The following is a 23387-nucleotide window of genomic DNA, read 5'->3' as shown; positions in this document are numbered from 1 at the left end:
CTCAATCCACACGTCGTAGCTGTTTTTCGATGGCTGCTGCCAGTCGCGGAACACGTCCAGCGACCAGGCGCTCGACATTCAAGCGTTTTTTGAGCTGCACGCGTGGCACCAGCACTGCAATAGGAATGTCTGCCCCGCGCTTCAATTTCTTGATCCCCTCGGCCTTGCGGTATCGGCGCTTGAAGCCCCCCAACGGCCGGTCGTGTTCCTTGATGTTCTCAGCCATCAGCACGATGTTCCCCTTGGCGTTCTTGATGAAATAGGCGTTGCCGCCGCGCATCAGCTCGGCGATCTGGGCCTTGAAGCGTTTGCGGCCGACACGCCCGTGCAGCGGGATCAGCATCCGGCCGGAAATAGAGCCACCACGCTCGTGGATGCCCGACCACGGGATGCGCGAGCCGACGTAGAGCGCAGGCAGCCGGTTCTTGTCCTTGTCGAGCACCTTGGCAGTGAAGCCCTTGACGAAGGACTTCTTGGCCACCGTCATCTGGCCCGCGACGTGGCTGCGCACGTCCTGCTTGAGTTCGGCGGCCTCACTGGCGATGCCGCGCGCGACTACTTTCTGGACCTTCTCGCGGAACTCGCCGCCCCAGCGGCGCAACTGCGCCTGCGCGGCCTTGCTATCGATGCGAACCGAGATGCGCATGGTTTTGGAGCCTGTCGAGGGTCTGGTCGAGGTGACGCGAGTCGCCGCGTGCGCCGATGGCGATCAGCGAGAGCAGCCGCGCATCGCGTGCGGCGTCCTCCCGCGCGGTGGCGGCGGCGAAGCCACGCACCTGCGCCAAGGTGTAGTCGAGGATGTCCGGCAGCCGGTGGCCGTGGGCAATCAGGTGCTGGACGGTGTCGAACCAGCCGTGGCCGCTGTGGCCGCCACTGCGCTGGTCTGTGCGATCAGACCGCCCATTTCTCCGTTCAGGCGCGGCATCACCGTCCGGGTAAAAAAATCCGCGTTCACCTCGATCACCTTCGCTGCCAGCAGGATGGCCTGGTCGGCGGCCAACTCATCGACCCATGCGCGGGGCTTGCCGACGGCGATGGACACTGCCGTCAGCAGGTCGTCGCCGCGCTCGCCGAACAGTGCCAGCCAGTCGATGCCATCGCCGCCGATCTGCTGCATCACCGGGGTGATAGCGCGCAGGAAGGCGGGCATCTGGCCGACCTTGAGTGGCTTGATCGCCAGCGGCTCGCCATCGATGACCAGCTCCACCGCCTGCGGGATGAGGGTTTCCAGATCACTCATGGCAGTCCCCATCACAGTTGCACGATGCGGCCAAACTGGCCGAGCACCGCGTCGTAGGGCTTGGTGGTGTCGGCCAGGAGCGAGCCTTCCAGCTCGAATTTGTTGTACTCGTCCGAGATGAAGGAGATTTCCTTCAAGGGATCGAAGGCCACGCGGTACAGCTCGACCAGCACCTTGGCGTTGCCCTGCGCGGTGTTGATGCCTTCCAGGCGCAGGTAACGCTCGGGCAGCGCCTGCGTGAAGATGCCGATCTCGGTGGCGACGCCGTAGCTGTAGGCCGCCTTGAACGGTGCGGTAAAGCCGGTGGTATCCAGAAACTGGAGGGCACCGAAGTCGGTGTCGGCGGTGTAGTGCGTGCCTGCGGTCAGCGTCGCGGGCGTGCCTGCCGAATCGGTCACCACCAGTGCCGAGACCTTGGGGTGCGCGAGGAAGTAGCGGTCGCCGACCACCGGAGCCGCGCCGCCAATGGGTTCAGCCGTCACAGTGCCCGTGCTGCCGGTGACGTGGTTGCCGTACAGCGCCAGCGCGAGGTTTTCCTTGGTGAACTCCTCGATGGTGAGGTTCACAGTGGCCGATTTCTGCTTGACCATCCGGTGATCCAGCGAACGCTGACCGGTCTGGCTCTCGTAGTGCTCCAGCACGTCGGTCTTGAGGGAGAGCTTCAGCTCGGCGACGTTGCCGGGCGAGCGCACTTCGACGGGCAGGCCGTCGATGTCGCGCTTGCCGAGGAAGACGCGCCCTTGGAAACTGGCGTAGGTGCTCATTGCTTGGGTTCCTTGCGTTGGGTGGTGATGGGTCGGATGGGCTCAATGGGTGTGCCGTCGCCTTGCGGCTGGGGCTCGGGCTCGGGTACGCGCTGGCGGTCGTGGCGGGCGATGCCGTTGGCGATGAGCCAGTCGGCAGTGCTGCCATCCACATCGAGCCGTTCGCCCGCCTTGTGGGCCTGGCCCGCGTGGGTGTGCGGTTGGGTCAGAACGATGGAAGTCATGGATGTCATCCCTTGGTTGAAAGATCGGTGTCGAGCGTCCGGTAGGTGATCGCGTAGCGCGCGGGAATAGCGGCGGCCACCGCGTCGGCGTCCTCGACGTCCCACTCGCATTCCTGCTCGCGGATGCCAAGGCTCAAGCCGCCCAGATTCCGGTCGGCCAGCAGCGCGGCGTGGGCGGCGGTGATCAGCCGGTCGGCTTCGGTTTCCGGAATGGCGGGAGGTACCGCGCGGGCCAGCGCGACCAGGCGCACCGTGAGCTCGCGCGTGACACGGTCGTTGGCGCGCTCGGTGATCGATTCGGACTCGGGGAACACCACCAGCGCCGGGCATTGCTCCCGGCTGATGGCCACCGTGGGCGAGCGGTGCAAGGTCGCCCCAAGCGACTCCACCGGCGTGCGGACCGCCGCCATCACCGCGAGCAGGATCTGTTCGCGGATCGAGTTGCTGGACACGGCACTACACCCGGGTGAGCTGTGCGCGCATCTCCGAGCCGTCGCCCACGGCCCGGGTGCTACGCACCTGATAGATCACGCCATCGATCTCGACCGCCTCGCGTGGGGACAGCCCCACGAACACCGACGCCGGGTACGACATCTGATAGTCGGTGGTCGAGGCCAGCCCGTCGAATACGGAATCATCCGGTGCCGTGAAGCCGACCGCGTGCGTCTGCGACGGAGATCCACCGGCTGGCTGCCACCGGCAATCACGCAGCAGGCCCGCGTTCAAAGCGGCGGCATAAACCTGCTCGACGAGACCCATCATGCAGCCACCAGCTTCACGAGCACACCAGGGCGATGGCACATCGGCAGCGGGTTGGACTGCGTGTGCAGGTCGGTGCCCCGGTCAAACTTGCGCGGCTCCTGCTTGGCGTACAGCGATAGGCCGAGCGTATTCACCGTCTCGTTGAAGTCGGCTGGTGCAAAGTAGGTGCCGAAGGTGTCGATGGTGCCGGTCGGGAAGGCGTGGGCATCGCCTGCCTCGATGAAACGGCGCACGACAACGGTCTCGCCGATTCTCGCAACAGCTTTACCCCGGTACTCCTCGAAGGTAATGCCGCCATAGGTGAAGCCCTTGCGCACATCGTTGATCAAGATGGCACCGTTTTGCCAATTGGCATAGGCCGTTTTTACCGTCGGGTGGGCAATCAGCGCTGCAAAGAACTCCTGCGAGCACAGCACGTGGATTCCGGTTGAGAACTCACCACCGAGACCTTCTTCGATAGCTGCTGCCGTAGCGATACAGGCGCCTTTGACGTCACCTTTCTCGTTGGAAAACGGAAACTCGACAACGGTCTGATCGATCTCGAAGGCATCAAACAAATCCACCAACTCCGACCCATCGGCGTCGAGGATCACACCCTTGAGCGCCCCCATGCGCAGGTGCTCCAGCGTGATGGCGTGCTTGTTGCGCATGGTCTCCAAGTGACGTGCGACGACGTTGGCGATGGATTCGGTTTCCGTTTCCGAACCGAAGGCACGCAGACCTTGCACTTCTTCCGGCAGCACCACGTCGTCGTGTGGGATGTGCGGTACCACGAAGGAGCGCAGCTTGCGCTTGCCGCGTACGCCAACCGTACCAGGCGAACCCGGTGGCAAGGTGGGCAACAGGTTGAGTACACCGTTCATCTCCTCCACGATGATCTGGCGCTGACGCACTGGCTTGGGCGGCATCAGGTTCAGTTCTTCCAGTCGCCCATAGCGGTTGGGCAGGATGTTGATGGCGGCGGTGAGCGCTGCCATCGAGAACGCAGGATTGCTGAAAGGGTTGTTCATGATCAGGCTCCTTGACGGACGAGCACGCCCAGCGCCTTCAGTTGCGCGATGGCTGCGAGTTTTTCGGCGGTGGTGATGGCGTCGGGCCACGCGAGCGCATGGTGGGCGACGATGGCGTGGCGCGCGACGACGAGACCGTCGTCACGGTCGATCAAGGTGGCGTCGCAGGCCTGTAGCAGCACGCCAGCGGCGACCTGCGTGCCGTCTTCTGCGGACGGATCAAGCTGTTTGAACTTGGCCGTTGCGGTGACGATGCCGACCACCGTGCCCAGCGGCAGGTTCTGGCCCGAAGCGACCGTGACGCGGTCGCGCGAGTAAAGGTTTGGGGCTTCGTACTTGAGCAGGTCGCCCAGGTTCAGAGGTTCGGCGAGAGAGGGCATCTCAGATCTCCTTCTTGGTGGATTGCGCCGCGATCTGCTTGGCGGCGTCGATCAGCGGATTGCTGGCCACAGGGCGCGCGGCGTCGGGGGCGATGCGGCTGGTGATTTCGGGACTGGCTTCGGCCTGCGCCGCAAGCAGTTGGCTGCGCACCTTGGAGGGCGAGGACTGCGCTTCGAGAAAGCCCGCAATCAGGTCGGTTCGCCCGGCCAGCGTGCAGGTCTGGGCGATTTCGACGGCGTCGGCCACGCTCAGCGCGGTGGCGGTGGCGGACGGTTGAGGATGACTGCCAGCAGGATCAGCAAGAGGCCGATCAGAAGCAGCGGGGTCGGTTCGATCATTCATGAAAGACTCCATCTGGTGGTTGCGAAGAAAGCCCGCTTGGCTGGCCGTAGCCACCTGAGTCGGGAGTGGGGAAAGCGATTGCGTGAGTTGTGTAAGCGCGTCGTCAAGGCTGCCGACGGCGTCGGCCAAACCGGTGGCGACGGCGTCCGGGCCGAAGAACAGACCCGCTTCCGTGGCGCGCACGGCGTCCGCATCGAGGCCGCGATGGCGCGCGACCGTCTCGACGAACAGGTCATAGATGCGATCCACCTCGGCCTTGAGGACGGCGTGGGCTTCGTTGGAGATCGGTTCGTGCGGGTTGAGGTCGTTCTTGCGTTCGCCCGCGAACACGGCGGTGTAGCGAACGCCGTCATGAGCGTCCTTCACCGACTGATCGACGTGCATCGCGATGACGCCGATCGAGCCGACGCCGCCGGTGCGCGCGACAAACACGCGGGCGGCGGCGGACGCGAGCGCATAGGCTGCAGAGAACGCCATGTCGTTGGCCACAGCCCAGATGGGCTTCACTTCCGACGCCGCTCGGATACGGTCGGCCAGATCGAACACGCCGCCCGACTCGCCACCGGGCGAATCAATGTCGAGCAGGATCGCGGCGATTTCAGGGCTGGCCAGCGCCGCATCCAGTTGCGCGGCGATGCCGGTGTAGCTGGCGAGGCCCGACTCGGCTTCGATGCCCGAGGTTCGGCGCACCAGCGTGCCGTGGATCGGAATGACGGCGACCTTGCCGCTCGGAGGCCCAAGCGCGCGGGCCGCAGGCGTGTAGCCCACGGGCGCAGCGAGGTCGGCGAGGCCGACGCGTGCACCGAGCACGGAGAGGATGACGTCGAGTTTCGGGCGATGGATCGCCAGCGGCACGCCGAACAGGCGCGCCGCCAGATGGGGTAGCACGGTCATGGGAATCCTTGTGGAAGGCGGTCTGGCGGCCGGTCAGGAAGACGTTTGGCTGCCGGTGGCGTCAGGCACGCTGGCGCTGCGGTTGGGTTCCGCGCTGCCGCCGTCCTTCGACGTGTAGCGAGGGTCGGAATCGAAGATCAGGCCAAGGTCGTCGGCGCGCTGGTTGTCGGCGGCGATCTCCCGGTCGACGTCTTCGGCGTCGTAGCCGTTGGCCGAGATGGCTTCCGAGCGACTCATCAGGCCCGCGCGGATAGCCAGCAACATCGCCTTGAATTCCTTCTCGGGATCGACCCACTGCCAGCCCTGGGGAATCCACTTCACCGCGAGGTACTGGCGGCGACGGGCTGGCCCGCCACGATCGAAGCCCGGGGCATCCAGGGCCCCGGCGAGCACCGCCTGCTTCATCCAGGCCGCCCACACCGGACGGCACATCTGATGCACGAGCACCCCGTGCTGCACCATCTCGCAGCGACGCCGGAACTCCAGCATCCCGGCGCGGATGGACGAGTAGTTCACGCCGGTCAGATCACCGGTCAGCTGCTCGTAGGTGATGCCAATGGCGGCGGCAACCGCGCGGAACTGTGTGCGCAGGAATTCGGAGTACGAACCGCCAACGTCGGCAGGATCGGAGAACTTGATGTCCTCTCCGGGCTCCAGGATCTGCAGCGTGCCCGGCTCCAGTCCGGCAAGCGCAATACCGTCGGCGTCCGATGCGCCTTCGCCCATCAGGTTGTCCTCGGGGTTGGCGCGCGTGACGAAACCCGCGAACATCGCGGCGGTCTTCTTGCGCACCAGCTCAGCATCGTCGTACTGGTCAAGCTCGTTGAGCTTGACCAGGGCCCGCGACAGCCACGGCTCGCCCCGGATCTGGCCTGGGCGCAGTACGCGGAACAGGTGAATGATCTCCTTGGCATCGATGCGCACCGTGTCCATCCCGCCCTGGCCCGACATCGGGGCCAAACGCCCGTCCTCCGGGTGCGAGCGGTACAGATGGTAGGCCACGCGACGCCCCAGGCTGTCGAACTCGATGCCGGAGCGCACGACGTTGCCGGACGGCAGATCGGTGTTCAGGTTGATGGGCAGGTGCTCGGGCTCCAGCAACTGGAGCTGCAGGGGTACCGACAGGCCATCCTCCGGACGGCGTGGCCGCAGTCGGATCAGGCATTCGCCACCTTCGAGCATCGCCCGACACGCCAGGGCCTGCAGGCCATAGAAGTCGGTCTGTCCGGCCGCGTCGGCTTCCTCGACCCAATCGCGCCACAGTGCCTGCACCTCGGCCTTGAACCGTTCGTCGCCAGACAGGCTTTGCGGCTTGATGCCGGTGCCGACCGCATTGGCTACGAAGGCTTCGATACCGGCCTGCGCCCATGCATTGCGCCGAACAAGGTCCCGGCTCTTACCGCGCAGTTCGGCGTTGGTCGCCAGCATCGCGGCGACCGCGCCGGGGTTGCCGGGCATCCACGCCAGCGAGCGGCGGCCACGCCCCGCCGCCTCGTGGACGGGAGGCTGACCAAAAAGGCTACGGAGTTTGGAGTACCAGGCCATCAGAACCCCTTCGACGTCGTGACACGGATCTGGCGCGGTGCACCGGGCAGCAACCCGGTTTCAGCCGCCTGCTGCAGCAGTCCGCGCCTGACCTCGCGGATAGCGGCCATCAGTTCGTCAACCGAGCGGTACTCGACCGTCTTGTCGGCAAAGGTCACACGCCGTTCGCCCTTGGCGAGCGCGGATTCCAGGGCCTGGAGCTGGGTTTCTGTGTAGGCCATCAGCGGTACACCACGAGATTGATTTCGGAGGAGTCGTCGAACGACGTTGCTGTCGTCGCGCAAGAGATGTCGACGTACTGGGCCGTTTTCAGGTCGGAGCTGGCGCGAATGACAGCCACACGCTGCTGGCCGCTGTTGGTGCTGCTCCGCGCGAGCGCCGTCCAGCAGTAGTTCGCATCCGGCATCGCCGCTGCGAAATGCACGCGGTACCGGCCCGCCGCCGTGCGCACGACGCTGGCAACGTTGCGCGCGCTGCCGATCACGATCTGACCGCCCACGTAGCCAAAACTCACCCACACCCGAGCAAGTCCAGGGTGCGTGGCGTCGATCTTGGCCTTGACCTCGAAGCCGATGCGCGCAGCCAGGGCGGCGATGCTGGACGCGAGGCTCATCAGGCCAGCGCCCCGTCGAAGATCACGACGAAATCCGTGTCGGTGTTGCCAACATCGACGGCCGCAACCGCGCCAATGTTGGTGCGCGCCTGAAGTTGCTCGGCGACCGTCAGGGTCTGCGCCGCGTCGAAGCGCACACGCAGATTGACGGCGGCCAGGAGCGCGTCCAGACCCGTGCTGCCGTTCTGCAGGAGCTGCTGGATCTCGACCAAAGTGTCGTAAGCGGCGTCCGCGCCACCGAGGATGTCGGCCTTGAGCGCGTCGAGTAGCGACACGATCTTGTTCGACGAGTAGGTGGTGGAGGTGGCGATCTGGTTGTCGTCGATGGCGGTGGCGGAAAGCACCGCCGCCTTCAGCTCGTTGATCGCCGCGACCAGACTTGACTTGTCGGTGGTGGACAGGCTGGCGAGATTGCCTGCGGTCGCCCGGACGTCGTTGAACTCTTGGGCGACCCGGATGACCAGGCTCTCGATACGGGTGGCAAGACTCATGTGTTCTCCTTGGTTTGAAGGCGACGGCCATCAGCGAAGCCAACGGCTTCGGATGACGCGTCGACCGGTATTGCGGGTTCCAGAAGCAGCGAGGCCACCGCTGGGGGTGGCCTCGTTCAATTCGATGTCGTGGATGGGCGGTGGCTCATCCGGTGGGGGTGCTACCCCCAGTTGCCGCTCCAGTTCGCGCCAGTGGCGTTCCTCGAAGCGATCCAGTCCCGCGCTGGATGCGGCCGCGCGGGCGTAGACATAGCAGTCCAGGGCCTCGTTGCGCTCTCGCATCTTTTGCCACTCGCGCACCGGGAAGCCGTTGCGGTCGCGGCGGGTGATCAATTGCTCCGCGCAGAGCTGCTGGATGAACTCGGCGTCGATCTTCGGCAGATGGACGAACCCGGCAGGAAACTCCGGGGTCAAGCCGTCCTCGCCGACGTCCGCGCCCTTGCGCAGGTTGTTGTAGAACTCCAGCTTGGCGATGCCGCCCGCCACCGTGAACACCTTGATGCCCCGGCGCAGCTTCTTGCCGCCCTGCGAGACATCGATGGCCGTGGGCGTGCCGATCAGGGCCGCGCCGCGCGGCACGCCCTTGACCGCCATCACGCGCGCATCGTGGCAGGCACGCACGAAGGCGTAGGCTTCCTGCGTGGCAAAACCGGTGTCCAGCGCGAAGCGCGCCAGCGGCATTGCCGCGCCCGATGCGTGCGTCCACTGCTCGGCCAGCATCGCGGCCAGGGCTTTCCACACCGCGTCGCGGGCGGTGTCACCCATCAGCACGCGATGCTCGACCAGCCACGATTCCTTGCCGCGCCCGAAGGCCCAGACCGAGGCCTCGATGCGATCCTTCTGCACGTCCGCGCCGCCAACCAGCAGCAGACCGCCTTGCGGCACGCTGCCGATGCGGTACTCCTCGCGGCGCTCGACCAGACGTTGCCAGTCGGGCGCTTCGCCTTCCTCGACCCAGGTTTCGCCCAGCTCGGTGTTCTTGAAGGTCTTGATCGCGGCGGCCGATCCCGACTCCTTGTTGACGGCGGCTTCCCACGCGGCAGCGATGTCACGCCAGGAGCGCCAGCCCACCGGGCTGTACAGCGACGACAGGTGAAAGCCTGCCGTCTTGCCCTGTGCCATCGAACGCCATTCGCCACGCTCCAGCATCCACGTCTTGTGGTGCTCGGAAATCGCGGTGTCGCAGGACTCGCAGATGTATGCGGCGGTTTCCGGTTGCCCCTTATCCCAGCGCAGTTGCTCGAAGCGCAACCACTGCGGGTGGTTGCAGTGTGGGCACGGCACGAAGTAGCGGCGTTGGTCGCTGGCCTCGTATTCGCGTTCGATGGCCGAGGCCCCCGAGATCGTCGGCGTCGACACGATAAAGATCTTGCGCCGGGCAAAGGTGCGCGTGCGCGCCTCGGCCAGCGAGATCGCATCGCCTTCACCCTCGACGTCCAGCGGATACCCGTCAACCTCGTCAAGGAACAGGTAGCGCACCGGCATCGAGCGCAAGCCTACCGCGCTGTTCGCGCCGGTCATCACCAGCACGCCACCCCGGAACTCCTTGGCCAGAATCGTGTTGCCCGAATCCCGGCTGCGCGCGGGTGCGATCAGTTCCGCCAGCGCCGCAGACTCCTCGATCAGCGGGTCGATCCGCTGCTTGGAGTTGCGCTTGGCCATCTCCACCGTCGGCCAGACCGCCATCATCGGTCCCGGCGCGTGGTGAATGACGTAGCCGATCCAGTTCGACCCCATCTCGGTCGCACCGAGCTGCGCTGCCTTCATGAACACCACACGCTCGACCGACGAGGTCGGCGACAGGCAATCCATGATCGCCTTCAGGTAGGGCGTGCGGCTGGTGCGCCAGCGCCCCGGCTCGGCAGACGCCTTGCTGGAGAGCATCCTGTGGCGATCTGACCATTCCGATACCGTGAGCAGCGGGTCGGGAGTGAGCCCATCGCGCCACGCCCGTTCGATTTCCTGCGCGCCTTCGTAGTCCATCGTCATCAATCAACGCGCGGACGCAACTCGCCCAACTCAATCAAGTGCTCGCGCACGGCAGATTCGAGCGCCACGTGCATCTGGTGCGCGTCGATGCCGAGCGTGGACGCCATCTGGCCGGAGACGCGCGCAGGCCAGTTCAACCACGCATCACGCTCGATGCGCGCGAGCTTGAAAACGTGTGCCACGGCCTGCGCCCGATCCACCAGTTCCTTCTTGCGGTGCGCCAGCTCCAGGTTGTTGAGCTTGGCTTTGAGCACCTCGTTGACCGTGCGCGCTTGCAAGAGCGAGGTGCCACTGGCCGACATCGGCGCTGTGCTGGCGTCGACGGCATCGCGCTGCGTTGCTGCTTCGTCCGTCGCGGCCACGCGCCGCGCTTTCGCAGTGCTGACCTTCTCTGGCGCAGCGGCGCTGCGCGGCTGCAATGTGTTTTGTGCCCACTGGGCGTCCGCCGTGTCCGGATCAATCGTGCCGTCAGGCAGCGGTGTGATCCGCCCGGTGTCGATGGCCTTTTTCACGGCCACGTGCGACACGCCACGGTGGCGCGCGTAGGCGCGAATCGAGAGTCCCATCGTCACCTTCACTCATTTGTTCGTCATGTCGGCAGATTGAGCTTGGCTTCCATCGGGAACAGCGCGTTCATCACGTCACGCCAACCAACCCCGAAAGGAAAACGCCATGAGCCAGATCGACACCATCCTCACCCTCATCGCCCAGAAGCATCTCGGCATCGAAACCCTGCAAACCCGCAACGCCGACAGCCTCGACTTCCACGACACGGCGGTTTGGTGCCTCAAGGACGCGTTGGAAGCGGCCTTCAAGGCGGGCGTCGAATTTGGCGTATCGAGCCCGAAGGCCTCGGACGCAGAAATCGCCAAGGACTGATTGGAAACCGACGAAGCCAAGCAGAAAGCGCTTGGCTTCAGTCCCAGACAGCGCGTTCATCACATCGTCATCCACCCCCCGAAGGAGCAGCCCATGACCACCACCAACCTGACCCCGGCCCAACACGCCATCCTGGCAAAAGCCATCAACACCAGCGCAGGCAAGATCGACTGGTTCCCCGACAACATCAAAGGCGGCGCGCGCAAGAAGGTGCTCGACGGGTTGTTCAACCGTGCCCTGATCACCACCGACGGCACTGACTGGTTCGTCGCCGCCGAGGGCTACGACGCCCTGGGTATGCCGCGCCCCGGCGTAAACAGGAACAGCATCGGTCCGTTCGAAGCCCATCTCGACCAGATCATCGCCAACGCTGAAGGCGCGCAAGCCGCCGCGAGTGATCCCGAACTGGAAGCCGCCGTAACCGCCGCCGAAGCAACGTGGGCCAAGCCGCGCACCCGCGACAACAGCAAGCAAGCCGAAGTGATCCGGATGCTGCAACGCCCCGAAGGCGCAACCATCGGCCAGATCTGCACCGCCACCGGTTGGCAGGCACACACGGTGCGCGGCACCTTTGCCGGGGCCTTCAAGAAGAAGCTGGGCCTGACCATCGTGTCGGACAAGCCGCAGGGCGGCGAGCGGGTCTACCGCATCGCCTGATCAGAATGATCGAAAAAGAGGCCAAGCGGCGCTTGGCTTCTCAATCGAACAGCGCGTTACTACGGGTGTCGCAACGATCAACCCGAAGGAGCCAGAAATGAACACCACCACGCAGATCCCCGCCACCCAGAACGAAGCCTGGGGCTTTTGGGGCACGATGAACGAACACGCCAGCGCCGCATGGCCCCTGGCGATGACCGCCATCTCGGACGCCACCAGCCAGCCCCTCGAATCGGTTCAGGTCTTCCTCGACAGCCGCCACGGACGCCATTTTGCAGACGACGTCCAGAACGGGCTCTATCAGGGCCAGCCCCTGGCGGGCGCGATCAACGCCGCCACCCAACGCTGGATGGGCTGGACGATTGGCCGCCAGACCAGCAAGCAATACGGCATCCCGCGCGGCCTGCCTTACCTGACGGGCTTTGTGATTCACTGCGAGATCGTCGACGAGTCGCTCGCCGCCTGATCAAGCAACGCGCCATCCGCCTCGCGGGTAGCCTGCTTCCCGGTGAAATCTTCCCACCGACGCACGATCACATCAACGTACTTCGGATCGAGTTCGATCAGCCGCGCGATGCGGCCTGACTTTTCCGCCGCGATCAGCGTCGTGCCAGAGCCACCGAAGGGATCGAGCACCACGTTGCCGGGGCGGCTCGAATTGCGGATCGCGCGCTCGACCAGCTCGACCGGTTTCATCGTCGGGTGCAGGTCGTTCTTCTGCGGCTTCTTGATGTTCCAGACGTCGCCCTGGTCGCGGTCACCACACCAGTGGCGTGTCGCCCCCTCGGGCCATCCATAGAGGATCGGCTCGTACTGGCGCTGGTAGTCGGCACGACCCAGCGTGAAGGTGTTCTTGGCCCAGATGATGAAAGTCGACCATTTGCCACCGGCGGCGCGGAAGGCAGCCTGCAGCACATCCAGCTCGCTGGAGGACATCGCCACGTAAATGCCGCCCCGGCAATGCGCCACTGTGGGCGTCAGCGCTGCCAGCAGGAAGTCGTAGAAGCCATCCCCCAGGTTGTCGTTCAGGATCGCGCGATCCTTACCGCGCATCTTGTCCTTGGCGCTGTTGGCGTAGTTCACGTTGTACGGCGGGTCGGTGAAGACCATATCCGCCAACGCGCCTTGCATCAGGCGGTCGTAGCTCTCGGCCACGGTTGAGTCGCCGCAAAGCAGCCGGTGCTGGCCCATGATCCAGACATCGCCCGGACGCGAGATGGGCGTCTCGCTGACTTCGGGCACCGCATCCTCAGCGGTCTGCCCCTCGTTGTCCGGCTCGTCACCCGCGATCAGTTCGGCCAGTGCGTCGGCGTCGAACCCGGTGATGTCCAGATCGAAACCATCGAGCTGCAAGGCTTCGAGTTCGATCCGCAGCATCGTGTCGTCCCAGCCCGCGTTCTCGGCGATGCGGTTGTCTGCAATGACTAGGGCCCGGCGCTGCGTCGGGCTCAGATGATCCAGTACGACGACCGGCACCCGCTCCAGACCCAGCTTCTGGGCGGCGGCGAGCCGTCCGTGGCCAGCGACGATGATGCCGTCACTGCCCGCCAGGATCGGATTGGTGAATCCAAACTCCGCGATGCTGGCAGCGATCTGCGCCACCTGCTCCTCGGAATGGGTGCGCGCGTTGCGGGCGTAGGGCAGCAACTTGCCGGTGGGCCACTGTTCGATCTTGTCGGCCAGCCAGTTCATGCCATCACCTCGGCATCCAGGGTGGTGGCGCGCTCAGCAGCCACCTGCCCGAAGGACTGGCCGGTGGCGATCAAGGTGACCGGCACGCCGGGGTGGTTCTGCTGGAAGCGTTTGATGGCGACGTCCACGTACTCCGGAGCGATTTCAACGCTTCGGCAGATGCGGCCTGTGCGCTCGGCGGCCAGCATCGTCGTGCCGCTGCCGCCGAAGGGCTCGAACACGACATCGCCCGCATCCGTGTAGGCCTCGATCACGAACTCCGGCAGCGCCACCGGGAACACGGCTGGGTGGTCGATGTCCTGGCCGATCTTGCCCTTGTGGCGCATCACGCGGATCACCGAGTCGGGGATGCGGGTGTCTTGCGTGGGCAGCCCCTTGTGCGTCCAGCCGCCCACCTCGCCATCCTTGCCGCGCATCGCGGTGGACGACCCGTCGGCGCGCAGGTGGGATTCCTGGCCGGCGTGCTTGCAGGGGACGATCTTGTTCGGCTTGCGGCTCTCCCGGTTGAAGTGGAAGACGAACTCGAAGCTCGGCGCGAAGCGGCCTGCCCAATCGCCGGGCATCCCCGGCCCCTGATCCCAGACGTACCATGCAAAGCGCCGCCAGCCCTGCTGGCGCATCCAGGATAGCCAAGCGTCCCAGTACGGGATCACTTCGTTATCGCGGTGGATCAGACCCAGGTTGACCAGCACCTGACCGTCGCCTGCCATCGGCAGGTGCGCGAACACGCCGCGCATCAGGCCGTCCCAATCGGAGATGCCACCTGAGGTGTAGTCGCGCTGGTTGCCGTAGGGTGGCGAGGTGAAGCACAGGCGAGAGACTTCACCCTGCATCAGCGAAGCGACCACGTCCCGGTCGGTGGCGTCGCCACAGATCAGGCGGTGCGCGCCGATGGCCCAGACATCGCCGGGGCGAGACACCGCCACGACGGGTGCTTCCGGCACGTCGTCTGCGGCATCCGGTTCCTCGGTGTCCGGCTCTGCGTCGGCATCGGCATCGGCATCGGCGTCGGCGTCGGTCACGTCACCGGTGAGCAGTGCCTCGATCTCGGCATCCTCGCAACCGGTCAGAGCGAGGTCGTATCCGGCCTCGGACAGATCGGCCAGTTCCAGGGCCAGCATCTCCTCGTCCCAGCCCGCATCCAGTGCCAGCCGGTTGTCGGCGATCACCAGTGCCCGCTTCTGCGCGACGGTCAGATGGGCCAGTTCAATCACCGGCACCTGATCCAGCCCGAGCTTGCGCGCAGCGGCCAGACGCCCGTGCCCGGCGATGATGCCGTTGTCGCCATCGACCAGGATCGGGTTCGTCCAGCCGTACTCGACGATGCTGGCCGCGATCTTGGCGATCTGGCTCTCGGCGTGCGTGCGCGGATTGCGGGCGTAGGGAATCAGCGCCTCGACCTTGCGGTACTCGACGTTGAGCGTGTTCAAAGTGGAAGTCCCAAAAGCAAAACCCGCCGAGCGTTGCCGCCGGGCGGGTTGGGTGAATAAAGATTCTGGTGGCGTGGTAACTGCGCCTGGGGGTGGTAACCGGGGCCGGTAACCTGGCCGACTGGTAACCTTGCCCGCGCCCTGACGCTAAAAAAGCGTCGCGCTCGCGCCCCCCGCATTGCGATTTGGGAAGGAAGGACCCCTTTTGCCTGGGCCTATTGCCAAGCGCTCGGCCTCAACCGTCACCGCTGTCCAGAAGATAGCCGAAATACTACCCCCGACCGGGCTGTTTTGTTGCAGAACTGCCGGGCCTCGAAACGGACAAGCAAGGCAAAGCAGGGACAAGCGCGGCAAGCATTACCCTAAATTGCCCACGTTTTTGGAAGGCAACCGCACGCCTTCGCTGTTGAGGTTCGCCGCCACGATCTCCATTGCCCTCTGCCAACGCCGCCACGCCGTCGTCCGGTCGCAGGCAAAGCGAATCGTGATGTCCCTCCAGCCGTAGCGCTTGGCCCGCATCCACACGAGGTGGCGCTGCTCGACCTCGAGCCACTGCACCCAGCGCATCGTCTCCAGCATCCGGTCGATGGCCTCGGGGCTTGGTGGGAAGGGTCTGTACACCTTCTCGTCGGCAGCAAAGGCTTCCCACTCCTTGCGAACGAAGGCGGGCCAGCAATTGAAGTAGCCCTGCACACGTACAGGGGGCAGGCGTCGTCCGGTGGTGGCGGCCTCTTCGAAGCGTGCTGCCACGTCGTCGGTTGTCCACTCAGCCATGACGCGTCCCTCCCAGCCCGTACAGGCGTTCACCAATGCGTCGCACGATCTCGCGCTCGATGAAGTCCAGACGGTCGTCGGAGGCGTTGACCACCAGGATGTGCTGGTCACGCCAGCCACGTTCCTTGATGGCGTCCAGATCCGTGGCTTGCGGCTGCAGCCGACCAAGGGGGCAGCGGTATTGGGGTGTCGGCACCTTCACGTCACACCTCCTGCGTCTCGATGGCCCAATGCAGCAGGGCCAGCGCGTCGGCCTCGTTGTCATCGACTGGGGTGTGACCACGTTCGCGGACGGACGTGATCATTTCGTCCTTGCCCGCATTGCCTTTGCCGGTCGCGTGCTTCTTGATCGTGCCGATCGGAACGCCCTGGTACGGAATGTTGTGATGCTCACACCACGCGGTCAGGTGCCCCATGAAGCCGCCGTAGGCGTGCGCCGCATCAACGCCCGCGTGCCGCCGAACTTCCTCGAAGAACACCGCGTTGATGTGATTGCTGGCCGAGAGGAGTTCGTTGAGCCAGCGCTTGAATCGAAGGAATCGCATTCCGCCGCCTTCGAATCGCTGCGGCTTAAAGTGCTCCGTGCCGCTGGTGATGGTGCCGTCCAGGTGCTGCAGAGCCCACCCGGTGTGTGTGCCCAGATCAAGGGCCAGGATTGTCGTGTTCATCGTCTTTACTCCGTGTTGGGTGGGCGAGTGACGGATGCGACGGGTTGTCAGGACAACGTCCTTTACGTGCGCGCACGTGTAGAGCGTCAATCAGGAAACCCGTCAAATCCGTCACTCGCCCGGATTGGTCAGTCATCGCGGTAGGGGTAGGCGTTGCTGTACGGCTTGGGCCTGAGGGCGATGCCCGCGATGGCGCGAGCCCCTCCGGTCAGCCGACACTTCTCGAACTTGCGAGTCGCCATCAGCTCCGAGAACCGCTTGACCGAACCCACGTACTCGCCCGCTCGCTCGGCCCATTCGCGCCAGTCGGCGAACAGTTCGGAGACGCCTTCGCGGTGGGACTTGGCCAGCAGACAGCGTTCTTCGATCCACTGCCCGAGCGCATCCTCGGCCTCGAAATACTCCTCGGTCGCCGACACCACGCTGGCGGGCGGCTTCAAGCCCTGGCGCTGCCAGCGGCTGCAGCCCTCGACGGCCCACGCCAAAATCCCATCGCGCTCCTTGAGCAACTTCTCGGTCAGCCTGCCGTCGCGGCGCTCGGGCGGGATCGTCACCGTGAACGGGATCAGGTGCAGTCGGCGCTTCATGGCCTCGTCGACATTGCGGATCGACGGCTTGTGATTGCCCGCGATCACCAACTTGAACTGCGGCAGGTACTCGAAGAAGTCCTGGCGCATAAAGCGCGCGGACACCTTGTCGCCACCGGTGATGGCCTTGACCTTGGACTCGTTCCAGCGCCGCCCTTGCTCGGTTTCGATGGATGACACGAAGCGTGCGCCGCGCAGCCCTGCGAGATCGGTGGGGTGCCGGTCGTTTCGCGCCTCCATGAACGTGTCCATCGGCGCGTTGGCCGCGTAGTCGCCCAGGATGGTGGTCAGCACGTTGACGAACACCGACTTGCCGTTCGCGCCCGTGCCGTACAAGAAGAACAGCGCGTGTTCGCTGGTGACGCCCGTCAGGCAGTAGCCAACCATCAGCTGCAGGTAGGCCATCAGATCGGCGTCGCCACCGGTGACATCCGTGAGGAAGGCTCGCCACGTCGGGCAAGCGCTGTCCGGATTGCCCTGCGGAGTAGCCGTGGTCACCTTGGTCATTCGGTCGTCCCGCCGGTGCGGGCGCATCCGGCCGGTGCGTAGATCGACCACGCCACCGGGGGTGTTCAGCGCCCAGACATCGGCGTCCCATTCCTCGGCGGTGGATGCGTGCTTCGGGTCAGAGCGCGCGATCTTTTCAACCGACGAAATCGTGGCGGAACTGGCCAGCTTGCCCTTGAGCCTCGGCGTGTCCGCTTTCAGCGAGGCGTTGCGGCAGATGCCCCTGGAAAGATGCGACACGTAGAGCACCTGATCGGGATTCCAGCGCACACCCGTCCAGACCAGCCACTTGCCCCACAGGGCACAGTAGCGCCAGTCTTCGCCATAGCGGCGGGTGAAAGCGCTGGACAGGCCATCCTCGGTCGTCCAATCAATGCCCGTCAGCAAGTCTGGCGAAGGCGCTTCCTCCACCGAGCGCATCACCGGCATCCGCTCGCCGACGGCCAGAAAGCCACCGACATCGAAACCTTCGGGAATGGCATCTGCAGCGTCCCACCCCTCCGGCTTGTCGTCGGGTGGCATGAGGATGGCGACCGAGGTCGCGCCTGCCTGCAAGATCGCCTGCGACGCGCGGTCGGCGTAGTCCCACCCTGGCGCATCGCGGTCGGGCCAGATCAGCACCGTCTTGCCAGCCAGTGGCGACCAGTCGGTCTTGTCGACCGGGGCATTGGCACCGTGCATGGCGGTGGTGGCCACCACGCCGCTGGCGATCAAGGCCTGCGCGCACTTCTCGCCCTCGACCAGGACGACGTGGCTGGCCGCAGCGACGCCCGGCTGGTTGAACAGCGGGCGCGGCTCAGGCGGGGCCATCTTGCGGCGCTTCGCGTCCCACGGTCGGAATTCCTTCTTGCCTCCCGGTGGGTCATAGCGGTAGACGACGGCGATCAGCTTGCCACCGGCATCGAAGTAGTCCCACTTCGCCGTAGCCGGGCCGAGGTCGTCGACAGGCGCTTCCTTCTTCGCCTTGCGCACTGGCACCGACCGCGACCGCCCGAGCAGATCGGCAGCTTCATCCAGCACGCGAGGGAAATCGGTGTGGACGTTCGCACCGAGATAGGCCGCGATCAGGGCGAAGATGTCGCCGCCATCGCCGGTGGCACGATCCGTCCACAGACCGGCCTTCTCACCTTCCAGCACCACCTCGAGGCTGTCACCTGGACTGCCGAGGATGTCGCCGATCAGGAACTTGCCACGGCGCTTCTTGCCAGCCGGAAACATCGTGGTCAGCACCGACTCCAGACGCGCAAGCAAGTCGGCGCGAATCTCGTCTCGTTCAGATTCCCTGTTGTGCTCCGCAGGTTGGGTGGTGTCGTTGAAGTCGATCATTCGGCTCCCTCGACAGGTGCGTCCGCATCATGGGAATCACGGCCCTGAACGGCGGTGGTACGCGTGGCCCACGCAGAGAGTTCGGACAGCCGGTAGCGCACCAGACCACCCATCAGGTAGTGCGGAATCCGGTACTTGGTGCGCATCGCGTGGTCGGCGAACCAGTAGTACGGCAGGCGCAACGCGGCGGCCGCCTGCTTGGCATCGATCATCGGCTCGATGCCGGTGGCCGGGGTGTTGTTGTCGGTCATGCTTGTGTTCTCCAGCAGCGGTCTTGCCACGCGCACATCCGGCACTCGAAGTGGGTCGGGTCATTGAAGGCGCGCGGCAGGAGATCTCCCGCTTCGGTCGCCGTGATGACCTTCACCGCCCGATCAGACATTCGCTGGGCCAGGGCTGCGTCAAAGGGCACGGCCTCGGTGTAGATCTCCATCGTGTCGGCGTTGAGCGCCGTGAAGATCGCCGGGTGCTCGTGCAGTTCGAGATAGGCTTGGTAGATCGCCACTTGCGCGGCGTATACGGGCTTGGCCACGGCGAGCCGGTTCTTCTCCAGCTCGCGCCAGGACTTCATGCCGAGGCACTTGTTTTCCCAGAGCGCCGGGTAGGCAAAGCCCTCCGGGCCATCGACGATGACGCCGTCGATGTGGCCCTGCAGACGGCCATCAGCCACGGAGAAGCCAAACTGCTCGCCATCGGCCCTGCGGGTACGCAAGTCGAAACCGGCGTCGCGCAGCCACGCGACCATGCAGTCCTCCATGACGTGGCCGCGCTCGAAGATGCGCAGCATCCGGCCCGGGGTGTCCCGGCCGTGATCGACGGGAGCCTTGGCGTACTCAAACTGCAGCGCACGCTCGCAGGCAGCGCCCAACCGCGAGGCACCAAGGTACTGGCGCTCGGACTGCTGGGCTCGCGCCCGCTGCATCCCGGCGTCGACCAGCGCAGTGATCTGGCCCGAGATGCTCGAAGTGGAGTTGAAGTCCATCATGGCTTCTTCCCCTTCGGTTCTTCCCAAGGCAGGTCGTCCTCCAGATCCGCGAACGGATTGGCTGCACTCGGTGTCATGGGGTCGGGCGTCGGCGTCATGCCGCGCACGGGCGGGTACTTGCTCGCCTCGTGGTGCTCAACCATCGCCTTGGTGTAGCACGTGACGATGGCGTCGATCACCTGCAGCGCCTCGGCTTCTGAGTAGTTGCCCAGCGGTTTGGTGAAGCCGATCTCTCCTGCCGCCTCGCCGAAGGACTTGAGGCACTTGCGCATTGCGGCCAGCTCGATATCAGAGGGATCGATCATGGCGACCCCCTTGATGTCGCTGCGACCATCCTTGGCGCGCAGCCAGTTGCCGTACATCGCGTGGAACGCGGATTGGCAGCGCTGCGAGCAGAACACCCAGTCGATGGGGTAGCGCCGGGGATCGCCGACACCGTGTCGGTTGTCGGTGTGACCGAATCCCCGGGCCTGTCGTTTGCAGACCCAGCATTTCACGCCCCCTCCTCAAAGTCTTCGGCCAGCAGCGCCAGCTGCAGCGCGCCGCCAGCGAAGGCCGCTTCACAGCGGCGGTCGAAGTCGCGGTAGCAGGTCGAGCTGCGCGCAATGGCGGTGACCGCGTGAATCTGCGTTTCCAGACGGGCGAGGCCCTGATCGGACAGCCACTGGTGGTGCTTCTGCGAGATGCCCTTGCGGGCGCGAATCTCGTCGATCAGCGTGGCGGGCAGCACCGGGCCGTAGACCCAGCGCTGCGTGATCTGACCGACAACGTGGGGCGGGTTCTGGTCGTGGCCCTGGTACTTCCAGCCGAACAGCCGGTAGAGGGCGCGGTAGTAGTCCGGGTGGAAGCGGCGCTCCCACGAAGAGCACGACTGGCGCAGCAGCTTGGAGATCAGTTCCTGCAGCGCGTCAGGCGCGCGGTGGTACTGGTAGCCCGTCGCCTCGTCGATCAGCGCGACCTCGCCGGTGGTGGCCAGCGCGCGCATGATCTTCATGCAATTGGGCACGATGCCCTGGCGGGCCTTGTGCAGCGTGCCGTTGATGGCCGCGCTGACCACCGCCGACGCGACGTCGGCAATGATCCCGGCCGGGAAGAACTGCGCCTGCCGACCTGACGGCAACAGAATCGGCTCACGAGTTTTCTCCAATGCCGACAAGGAGTTAGGAGCGAAGTCGGCAAGAAACCGGGCAAATCGGCCACCCTTGTGCGTTTCGTGGAAGCCCAGCAGCTTGGCCAGTTGACGACGAACGTAGCCACGCTCGCCGCCCTTGAGGACGACGGCCTCGCATTGCAGATCGCCGAAGCGCACGACGCCGTAGTGACTGGCAGTGAGGACGGATGCATTCATAGCCGTCTCCTCACTGAGCCCAGGACGGTTTGCCCGTCACTGGTGCGCGTTGCGGGGTGGGCGCGGAATAGGCCGGGGCCGCCTGCGCGGGAGCGCCGGAGTTGCCACCGCCCGGACTGCCCTTCGGCGGCACACCTTTCAACTTGGCGTAGTCGGGGTGGTCGGGCTCGACTGCCAGCTTCACCACGTTGCGGTCTTGACCCTTGGCGTCCTTCTCGATGTCGACGCGCGCCAAGAACTCCAGACCGTCCAGTTCGGCGAAGCCATTGATGCGGCGCGCGGCGGCGGCCTGTGGGCTGTTGTCTTGCGGGTGGACGTTGCGGGCGCTGTTGAGCGCGGCCCGGATGAAGCTGCGCCCCATCTGGCCCCAGGTCGGGCCTTTCTTGGAGAGCAGGCCGACGTTGCTCCACATCTTGCGCTTGGCATGATCGCCAGCGGTGACCACAAACTCGGCGGCCAGATAGATGGAACCGGTCTCGAACGATTCGGTGGCGTAGCCGCCACCCCAGCCTTGCTCGGGGTCGTCATAGCCACCCGGCTTGATGGTCATTCGCACCGGCACGACGGTGCCCTTGGGGATCAGATCGAAGCCGGATTGCTGAGAGTCGGCGTCGTTGAAGTCATTCCATGCGGTCATTGCGATTACTCCTGAGATTCGATGTGTGCGGGGTTGGCGGCGCTGGCTAGCGCGGGGACAGCGCCCGCGCACTTGGCGATCAGCGCGCCGAGATGCGGCGGCTCCAGCAGGTCGAGACGACCGCTGCGGTCTTTGGCCGGGAAGCCGTAGGGATTGACGGTGTGCGTGATGAAGGCGCGGTAGGAACTGCCGTCCTCGGCCTTGATCTCGGCCAGCGTCACGACCTCATCGACGATGCCGGGCAGCTCCAGGCTGGTCTTGCTGCCTTCGATCTGCGGGACGAACACCTTGCGATTGAAGTCATCCAGTCGCTCATCGAGGATCGCCACGAACACAACGTTCTTGCCACGGGCGTGCTGCAGGTGGGTCAACGCGCCGATCATTTCCTGGCCGAGCAGCCCGTAGGCCGCGCGCAGATCGGGCTTGCCGGAACGATCACTGACCGCCCCGGGCTGCGTCTTGCACCACGCAAAGCACTGGCGAGACAGTTGCGTGATCGAGTCAAGGAAGAAGGTCTGGTAGCGACCGAGCTGCGTCGCATCGCCAAACTTCTCGATGACGTGGTCGTAGTGCGCCTGCGAGAACGCGCTCTCCGGCGGCAGCGACTTGTCCGGGCCCGCAAGGAACACGAAGAAGTCGCGGCTCTCGGGCCAGGACGCCGGGCGGATGGTGTCGCCCGGCCAGTCGGCGACCGCCAAGTCGCCTGCCTCGATGTCAAGGAACAGTGTGGTGGCGGGGTCGAGGTCTTTGAGCCGAGACGTCTTGCCGATGCCGGACTTGCCCAGCATCAGCAGCTTCACGCCCTTGCGCTCGGCCATCCGCTCGACGGCGGACACGATGGGTAGCCGCTTCATGCCTCACCCCCATCGGTGCTCAGGGTGAAGGACGGCTTGCCGGAATCGACCGTGCGGGCGGCCGCGAATTGCTGCTGCAATGCGGGCGGCCAGTTGATGTACCGGGACTCGGACACTGAGAGCTTGACGTCGAGGTAGCCCTCGACCTTCTCGCCTGAGGCCACGATGCGCTCGGCGATTTCGCCCAACTGTTTCTGGTTCCAGCTGACCTTTTTGGGCAGCTCGAACTTGATGTGCAGCGGGCCGTCGCTGATGTGGGCGGTACCAAAGTCACGGCCGGATTCACGCAGTGCGACACGGGCCTGCTCGCCGTAGCACTGTTCCAGCGCCGCATCGAACTTGGTGCGAGCCTTCTTTAGCCAGTCGATGGCAGCATCAAGGTTCTTGTCGACCTCGCACTTCTGCTCGGGCGGCAGCGCGGCCAGTTGGCTCACAGACATCTCAGCGATGTCGACGGGGAAGATGGTCAGATCGCTCATGGCCGTCCTCCTCACTGGTACGCACGAGTGAAGCTCGAGTAGCGCGAGACGCGGCGCTCGAAGGCTTCGATTTCGTGCAGGAGGTAGGTGACCCGGCGACCGAGCTTGCAGTAGATGGGGCCGAGCTGCTCTTGACGCCAGCGGCGCAGCGTCTTGACGGAGAGCCCCCAGCGGATGGCGAGCTCGTTTTCGTCGAGGGCGATGCAGGTTGCACCGCCGGGATTCATCCGGCGCGGATTCCGACCGGATTCGATTGATGGAACTTGGGTTTGCATTTCGATGTGCCTCCTAGATGAAATGGGCACATCG

Annotated in this window: 33 protein-coding genes; 3 read left to right on the top strand and 30 right to left on the bottom strand. The window is 65.1% G+C overall.

Features of this window, described 5'->3' with window-relative positions; translation table 11 throughout:
• Position 1: 1 nt before the first annotated feature.
• From R2N03_RS14300 to R2N03_RS14225, 16 genes are read right to left on the bottom strand one after another with little or no spacing between them, the layout of a single operon-like run.
• Positions 2–646 (bottom strand): DUF6441 family protein, encoded by a 645-nt coding sequence (locus R2N03_RS14300; protein ID WP_024973208.1) that lies wholly within the window; start codon positions 644–646, stop codon positions 2–4.
• Entirely contained in the window at positions 621–785 is a 165-nt protein-coding gene (locus R2N03_RS14295) for a hypothetical protein (protein ID WP_235202021.1), read from the bottom strand. Before R2N03_RS14295 ends, R2N03_RS14300 begins: the two co-directional genes overlap by 26 nt.
• Positions 786–826: 41 nt before the next feature.
• Entirely contained in the window at positions 827–1240 is a 414-nt protein-coding gene (locus R2N03_RS14290; protein ID WP_024973206.1) for a DUF6631 family protein, read from the bottom strand.
• Between the two features lie 11 nt (positions 1241–1251).
• Positions 1252–2004, bottom strand: a complete 753-nt coding sequence (locus tag R2N03_RS14285) for a phage tail tube protein (RefSeq protein WP_024973205.1) — start codon at positions 2002–2004, stop codon at positions 1252–1254.
• The gene (locus R2N03_RS14280) at positions 2001–2228 is read right to left on the bottom strand and encodes a DUF7210 family protein (protein WP_024973204.1); all 228 of its coding nucleotides are present in this window, start codon (positions 2226–2228) and stop codon (positions 2001–2003) included. The genes R2N03_RS14285 and R2N03_RS14280 overlap by 4 nt, the downstream gene beginning before the upstream one ends.
• Positions 2229–2233: 5 nt before the next feature.
• Positions 2234–2680, bottom strand: a complete 447-nt coding sequence (locus R2N03_RS14275) for a hypothetical protein (RefSeq protein WP_024973203.1) — start codon at positions 2678–2680, stop codon at positions 2234–2236.
• A gap of 4 nt (positions 2681–2684) precedes the next feature.
• A complete protein-coding gene (locus R2N03_RS14270; RefSeq protein ID WP_235202017.1) occupies positions 2685–2990 on the bottom strand; it encodes a head-tail joining protein in 306 nt (101 codons plus the stop codon).
• Positions 2987–4000, bottom strand: coding sequence for a major capsid protein (locus tag R2N03_RS14265; protein ID WP_024973201.1), 1014 nt, complete (start codon positions 3998–4000; stop codon positions 2987–2989). The genes R2N03_RS14270 and R2N03_RS14265 overlap by 4 nt, the downstream gene beginning before the upstream one ends.
• Before the next feature lie 2 nt (positions 4001–4002).
• On the bottom strand, positions 4003–4380 hold the full coding sequence (locus R2N03_RS14260) for a head decoration protein (protein ID WP_024973200.1): 378 nt from the start codon (positions 4378–4380) through the stop codon (positions 4003–4005).
• A 1-nt stretch (position 4381) separates the two neighbouring features.
• Positions 4382–5617, bottom strand: a complete 1236-nt coding sequence (locus R2N03_RS14255; RefSeq protein WP_024973199.1) for a S49 family peptidase — start codon at positions 5615–5617, stop codon at positions 4382–4384.
• 33 nt (positions 5618–5650) lie between these two features.
• Positions 5651–7162, bottom strand: coding sequence for a phage portal protein (locus tag R2N03_RS14250; protein WP_024973198.1), 1512 nt, complete (start codon positions 7160–7162; stop codon positions 5651–5653).
• Positions 7162–7383, bottom strand: a complete 222-nt coding sequence (locus tag R2N03_RS14245; protein WP_024973197.1) for a phage head-tail joining protein — start codon at positions 7381–7383, stop codon at positions 7162–7164. The genes R2N03_RS14250 and R2N03_RS14245 overlap by 1 nt, the downstream gene beginning before the upstream one ends.
• Entirely contained in the window at positions 7383–7775 is a 393-nt protein-coding gene (locus R2N03_RS14240; protein WP_024973196.1) for a hypothetical protein, read from the bottom strand. The genes R2N03_RS14245 and R2N03_RS14240 overlap by 1 nt, the downstream gene beginning before the upstream one ends.
• Complete coding sequence (locus R2N03_RS14235; protein WP_024973195.1) at positions 7775–8266, bottom strand: hypothetical protein; 492 nt, start codon at positions 8264–8266, stop codon at positions 7775–7777. Before R2N03_RS14235 ends, R2N03_RS14240 begins: the two co-directional genes overlap by 1 nt.
• 30 nt (positions 8267–8296) lie before the next feature.
• Positions 8297–10255, bottom strand: coding sequence for a phage terminase large subunit family protein (locus tag R2N03_RS14230; protein WP_024973194.1), 1959 nt, complete (start codon positions 10253–10255; stop codon positions 8297–8299).
• Positions 10255–10821, bottom strand: a complete 567-nt coding sequence (locus tag R2N03_RS14225) for a hypothetical protein (RefSeq protein ID WP_024973193.1) — start codon at positions 10819–10821, stop codon at positions 10255–10257. The genes R2N03_RS14230 and R2N03_RS14225 overlap by 1 nt, the downstream gene beginning before the upstream one ends.
• A gap of 106 nt (positions 10822–10927) precedes the next feature.
• Here R2N03_RS14225 and R2N03_RS14220 point away from each other — a divergent pair, with 106 nt between their 5' ends.
• The 3 genes from R2N03_RS14220 to R2N03_RS14210 all read left to right on the top strand — a co-directional run bounded on the left by R2N03_RS14220 (position 10928) and on the right by R2N03_RS14210 (position 12257).
• Positions 10928–11134 (top strand): DUF6900 domain-containing protein, encoded by a 207-nt coding sequence (locus R2N03_RS14220; RefSeq protein ID WP_024973192.1) that lies wholly within the window; start codon positions 10928–10930, stop codon positions 11132–11134.
• A gap of 93 nt (positions 11135–11227) precedes the next feature.
• Positions 11228–11791 (top strand): DUF3489 domain-containing protein, encoded by a 564-nt coding sequence (locus R2N03_RS14215; protein WP_024973191.1) that lies wholly within the window; start codon positions 11228–11230, stop codon positions 11789–11791.
• A 97-nt stretch (positions 11792–11888) separates the two neighbouring features.
• Positions 11889–12257 (top strand): hypothetical protein, encoded by a 369-nt coding sequence (locus R2N03_RS14210; RefSeq protein ID WP_024973190.1) that lies wholly within the window; start codon positions 11889–11891, stop codon positions 12255–12257.
• Here R2N03_RS14210 and R2N03_RS14205 read toward each other — a convergent pair.
• The 14 genes from R2N03_RS14205 to R2N03_RS14140 all read right to left on the bottom strand — a co-directional run bounded on the left by R2N03_RS14205 (position 12221) and on the right by R2N03_RS14140 (position 23353).
• Complete coding sequence (locus R2N03_RS14205; protein ID WP_024973189.1) at positions 12221–13483, bottom strand: site-specific DNA-methyltransferase; 1263 nt, start codon at positions 13481–13483, stop codon at positions 12221–12223. The two genes, R2N03_RS14210 and R2N03_RS14205, sit on opposite strands and share 37 nt — an antisense overlap.
• Positions 13480–14913 (bottom strand): site-specific DNA-methyltransferase, encoded by a 1434-nt coding sequence (locus R2N03_RS14200; protein WP_024973188.1) that lies wholly within the window; start codon positions 14911–14913, stop codon positions 13480–13482. The genes R2N03_RS14205 and R2N03_RS14200 overlap by 4 nt, the downstream gene beginning before the upstream one ends.
• A gap of 357 nt (positions 14914–15270) precedes the next feature.
• Positions 15271–15687, bottom strand: coding sequence for a DUF6362 family protein (locus tag R2N03_RS14195; RefSeq protein WP_024973187.1), 417 nt, complete (start codon positions 15685–15687; stop codon positions 15271–15273).
• Positions 15680–15889 (bottom strand): hypothetical protein, encoded by a 210-nt coding sequence (locus R2N03_RS14190; protein WP_024973186.1) that lies wholly within the window; start codon positions 15887–15889, stop codon positions 15680–15682. The genes R2N03_RS14195 and R2N03_RS14190 overlap by 8 nt, the downstream gene beginning before the upstream one ends.
• 1 nt (position 15890) lies before the next feature.
• On the bottom strand, positions 15891–16355 hold the full coding sequence (locus R2N03_RS14185) for a crossover junction endodeoxyribonuclease RuvC (RefSeq protein ID WP_024973185.1): 465 nt from the start codon (positions 16353–16355) through the stop codon (positions 15891–15893).
• Between the two features lie 128 nt (positions 16356–16483).
• Complete coding sequence (locus R2N03_RS14180; protein WP_024973184.1) at positions 16484–18775, bottom strand: phage/plasmid primase, P4 family; 2292 nt, start codon at positions 18773–18775, stop codon at positions 16484–16486.
• A complete protein-coding gene (locus R2N03_RS14175) occupies positions 18772–19026 on the bottom strand; it encodes a hypothetical protein (protein ID WP_024973183.1) in 255 nt (84 codons plus the stop codon). Before R2N03_RS14175 ends, R2N03_RS14180 begins: the two co-directional genes overlap by 4 nt.
• Positions 19023–19760 carry a PD-(D/E)XK nuclease family protein gene (locus R2N03_RS14170; RefSeq protein WP_024973182.1) on the bottom strand — a complete coding sequence of 246 codons (738 nt, stop codon included), beginning with the start codon at positions 19758–19760 and terminating at the stop codon, positions 19023–19025. Before R2N03_RS14170 ends, R2N03_RS14175 begins: the two co-directional genes overlap by 4 nt.
• On the bottom strand, positions 19757–20257 hold the full coding sequence (locus R2N03_RS14165; RefSeq protein ID WP_024973181.1) for a DUF6511 domain-containing protein: 501 nt from the start codon (positions 20255–20257) through the stop codon (positions 19757–19759). Before R2N03_RS14165 ends, R2N03_RS14170 begins: the two co-directional genes overlap by 4 nt.
• On the bottom strand, positions 20254–21108 hold the full coding sequence (locus R2N03_RS14160) for a P63C domain-containing protein (protein ID WP_024973180.1): 855 nt from the start codon (positions 21106–21108) through the stop codon (positions 20254–20256). Before R2N03_RS14160 ends, R2N03_RS14165 begins: the two co-directional genes overlap by 4 nt.
• 10 nt (positions 21109–21118) lie before the next feature.
• The gene (locus R2N03_RS14155) at positions 21119–21745 is read right to left on the bottom strand and encodes a hypothetical protein (protein WP_024973179.1); all 627 of its coding nucleotides are present in this window, start codon (positions 21743–21745) and stop codon (positions 21119–21121) included.
• Between the two features lie 5 nt (positions 21746–21750).
• Positions 21751–22599, bottom strand: coding sequence for an ATP-binding protein (locus R2N03_RS14150; protein ID WP_024973178.1), 849 nt, complete (start codon positions 22597–22599; stop codon positions 21751–21753).
• Positions 22596–23078 (bottom strand): hypothetical protein, encoded by a 483-nt coding sequence (locus tag R2N03_RS14145; protein WP_024973177.1) that lies wholly within the window; start codon positions 23076–23078, stop codon positions 22596–22598. Before R2N03_RS14145 ends, R2N03_RS14150 begins: the two co-directional genes overlap by 4 nt.
• Before the next feature lie 11 nt (positions 23079–23089).
• Positions 23090–23353, bottom strand: coding sequence for a helix-turn-helix transcriptional regulator (locus R2N03_RS14140; RefSeq protein WP_024973176.1), 264 nt, complete (start codon positions 23351–23353; stop codon positions 23090–23092).
• Between the last annotated feature and the right edge of the window lie 34 nt (positions 23354–23387).

Origin of the sequence: Ralstonia condita (assembly GCF_958405655.1) — a bacterium.
GTDB lineage: Bacteria > Pseudomonadota > Gammaproteobacteria > Burkholderiales > Burkholderiaceae > Ralstonia > Ralstonia condita.
This window is presented reverse-complemented; position numbering and strand designations above follow the sequence as displayed.

Excerpts from the sequence above, each read along its gene's own strand:
- R2N03_RS14300 (WP_024973208.1), bottom strand. The coding sequence starts at position 646 with ATGCGCATCTCGGTTCGCATCGATAGCAAGGCCGCGCAGGCGCAGTTG.
- R2N03_RS14290 (WP_024973206.1), bottom strand. The coding sequence starts at position 1,240 with ATGAGTGATCTGGAAACCCTCATCCCGCAGGCGGTGGAGCTGGTCATC.
- R2N03_RS14285 (WP_024973205.1), bottom strand. The coding sequence starts at position 2,004 with ATGAGCACCTACGCCAGTTTCCAAGGGCGCGTCTTCCTCGGCAAGCGC.
- R2N03_RS14280 (WP_024973204.1), bottom strand. The coding sequence starts at position 2,228 with ATGACTTCCATCGTTCTGACCCAACCGCACACCCACGCGGGCCAGGCC.
- R2N03_RS14270 (WP_235202017.1), bottom strand. The coding sequence starts at position 2,990 with ATGATGGGTCTCGTCGAGCAGGTTTATGCCGCCGCTTTGAACGCGGGC.
- R2N03_RS14265 (WP_024973201.1), bottom strand. The coding sequence starts at position 4,000 with ATGAACAACCCTTTCAGCAATCCTGCGTTCTCGATGGCAGCGCTCACC.
- R2N03_RS14260 (WP_024973200.1), bottom strand. The coding sequence starts at position 4,380 with ATGCCCTCTCTCGCCGAACCTCTGAACCTGGGCGACCTGCTCAAGTAC.
- R2N03_RS14255 (WP_024973199.1), bottom strand. The coding sequence starts at position 5,617 with ATGACCGTGCTACCCCATCTGGCGGCGCGCCTGTTCGGCGTGCCGCTG.
- R2N03_RS14250 (WP_024973198.1), bottom strand. The coding sequence starts at position 7,162 with ATGGCCTGGTACTCCAAACTCCGTAGCCTTTTTGGTCAGCCTCCCGTC.
- R2N03_RS14245 (WP_024973197.1), bottom strand. The coding sequence starts at position 7,383 with ATGGCCTACACAGAAACCCAGCTCCAGGCCCTGGAATCCGCGCTCGCC.
- R2N03_RS14240 (WP_024973196.1), bottom strand. The coding sequence starts at position 7,775 with ATGAGCCTCGCGTCCAGCATCGCCGCCCTGGCTGCGCGCATCGGCTTC.
- R2N03_RS14235 (WP_024973195.1), bottom strand. The coding sequence starts at position 8,266 with ATGAGTCTTGCCACCCGTATCGAGAGCCTGGTCATCCGGGTCGCCCAA.
- R2N03_RS14230 (WP_024973194.1), bottom strand. The coding sequence starts at position 10,255 with ATGACGATGGACTACGAAGGCGCGCAGGAAATCGAACGGGCGTGGCGC.
- R2N03_RS14225 (WP_024973193.1), bottom strand. The coding sequence starts at position 10,821 with ATGGGACTCTCGATTCGCGCCTACGCGCGCCACCGTGGCGTGTCGCAC.
- R2N03_RS14220 (WP_024973192.1), top strand. The coding sequence starts at position 10,928 with ATGAGCCAGATCGACACCATCCTCACCCTCATCGCCCAGAAGCATCTC.
- R2N03_RS14215 (WP_024973191.1), top strand. The coding sequence starts at position 11,228 with ATGACCACCACCAACCTGACCCCGGCCCAACACGCCATCCTGGCAAAA.
- R2N03_RS14210 (WP_024973190.1), top strand. The coding sequence starts at position 11,889 with ATGAACACCACCACGCAGATCCCCGCCACCCAGAACGAAGCCTGGGGC.
- R2N03_RS14205 (WP_024973189.1), bottom strand. The coding sequence starts at position 13,483 with ATGAACTGGCTGGCCGACAAGATCGAACAGTGGCCCACCGGCAAGTTG.
- R2N03_RS14195 (WP_024973187.1), bottom strand. The coding sequence starts at position 15,687 with ATGGCTGAGTGGACAACCGACGACGTGGCAGCACGCTTCGAAGAGGCC.
- R2N03_RS14185 (WP_024973185.1), bottom strand. The coding sequence starts at position 16,355 with ATGAACACGACAATCCTGGCCCTTGATCTGGGCACACACACCGGGTGG.
- R2N03_RS14180 (WP_024973184.1), bottom strand. The coding sequence starts at position 18,775 with ATGATCGACTTCAACGACACCACCCAACCTGCGGAGCACAACAGGGAA.
- R2N03_RS14175 (WP_024973183.1), bottom strand. The coding sequence starts at position 19,026 with ATGACCGACAACAACACCCCGGCCACCGGCATCGAGCCGATGATCGAT.
- R2N03_RS14170 (WP_024973182.1), bottom strand. The coding sequence starts at position 19,760 with ATGATGGACTTCAACTCCACTTCGAGCATCTCGGGCCAGATCACTGCG.
- R2N03_RS14160 (WP_024973180.1), bottom strand. The coding sequence starts at position 21,108 with ATGAATGCATCCGTCCTCACTGCCAGTCACTACGGCGTCGTGCGCTTC.
- R2N03_RS14155 (WP_024973179.1), bottom strand. The coding sequence starts at position 21,745 with ATGACCGCATGGAATGACTTCAACGACGCCGACTCTCAGCAATCCGGC.
- R2N03_RS14150 (WP_024973178.1), bottom strand. The coding sequence starts at position 22,599 with ATGAAGCGGCTACCCATCGTGTCCGCCGTCGAGCGGATGGCCGAGCGC.
- R2N03_RS14145 (WP_024973177.1), bottom strand. The coding sequence starts at position 23,078 with ATGAGCGATCTGACCATCTTCCCCGTCGACATCGCTGAGATGTCTGTG.
- R2N03_RS14140 (WP_024973176.1), bottom strand. The coding sequence starts at position 23,353 with ATGCAAACCCAAGTTCCATCAATCGAATCCGGTCGGAATCCGCGCCGG.